Origin of the sequence: Mycolicibacter sinensis (genome assembly GCF_001667945.1) — a bacterium.
GTDB classification, from domain to species: domain Bacteria; phylum Actinomycetota; class Actinomycetes; order Mycobacteriales; family Mycobacteriaceae; genus Mycobacterium; species Mycobacterium sinense_B.
The window spans coordinates 1-1,276 of sequence record NZ_LZJK01000071.1 but is presented as its reverse complement, the minus strand read 5'-3'; the positions used below and the strand labels follow the sequence as shown (position 1 = coordinate 1,276).

1 protein-coding gene is annotated in these 1,276 nt (G+C 69.0%); it reads left to right on the top strand.

The genetic code is table 11. The features are described 5' to 3' along the window. Window positions 1–1,276, top strand: a 1,276-nt coding sequence (locus A5694_RS09570; RefSeq protein WP_131809557.1) for a DUF4118 domain-containing protein, incomplete at both ends; no start/stop codon positions are given.

Sequence of the window (1,276 nt, the reverse complement as noted above, 5' to 3'; positions counted from 1 at the left end):
GGCCCGGAGTCCGAGACACTGGTCCGCCGAGCCTCGCGGATCGCGTCGAAGTCCAGCGCCGAGTTGCTGGCGCTGCACGTGCTGCGCGGTGACGGGCGCTCGCCCTTGCCCGATGCCCGGATCGGCAAGATCCGCGAGTTGGCGGCCAGCCTCGGCGTCTCGCTGCACGTCGTCGTCGGCGACGATGTGCCGACCGCGCTGTTGGATTTCGCCCGGGACGTCAACGCCACCCAGCTGGTGATCGGGACGTCGCGGCGGTCCCGCTGGGCACGTTTGCTCGACGAGGGTATCGGTGCGACGGTGGTGCGGCTGTCCGGGAAGATCGATGTCCACATAGTGACTCATGAAGAGTCCGGGCAAGGCTTTCGCGGCGGAGCGCTCTCGGCTCGGCAACGCCGTGTGCTGCCATGGCTAGCGGCGGTGCTCGTGCCGTCGCTAGTCTGCTGGATCACAACCGCATGGCTGGATCCGGTGCTGCGCCTAGGCGGAGAGAGCGCGCTGTTCTTCGTCGGCGTGCTGGTGGTCGCCCTCCTCGGCGGCGTCGCCCCCGCAATGCTGTCGGCTGTGGTCTCGGGCCTGCTGCTCAACTACTTCCTGATCGACCCCCGACACAGTTTCACCATCGCCGAAACCGATTCGGCGATCACCGAAATCGTGCTGCTGCTGGTGGCGGTCGCGGTGGCGGCACTGGTCGACAGCACGGCCAAACGATCCCGCGAGGCCGGCCGCGCCTCGCGGGAAGCCGAGTTGATGACACTGTTCGCCGGATCGGTGCTGCGCGGAGCGGATCTGGACAGCCTGCTGGAACGGGTGCGCGAGACCTACACGCAACGCTCGGTGAGCCTGGTACGGGTGCCGAGCGGAGCCGCGGCCCCCGAACAGCCCGAGGTCGTCGCTTCGGTCGGCGAGAACCCCTGCATGTCGGTGGCTCTCGCCGACACCGCGATCGATGTCGGCGACAACGAGTTTTGGATGTTGATGGCCGGCCGCCAGTTGGCCTCCCGGGACCGCCGGGTGCTGTCGGTGGTGGCGCGGCAGGCCGCGGGACTGGTACGCCAGGAGGAATTGGCGGTCGAAGCGGGGAGGGCCGACGCCGTGATGCGCACCGACGAACTGCGCCGCTCCCTGCTGTCGGCGGTCAGCCACGACCTGCGTACCCCGCTAGCGGCGGCCAAGGCGGCCGTGTCGAGTCTGCGCGCCGACGACGTCGCGTTCTCACCGGATGACACCGCCGAACTGCTGGCCACCGTTGAGGAATCCGTCGACCAGCTCACCG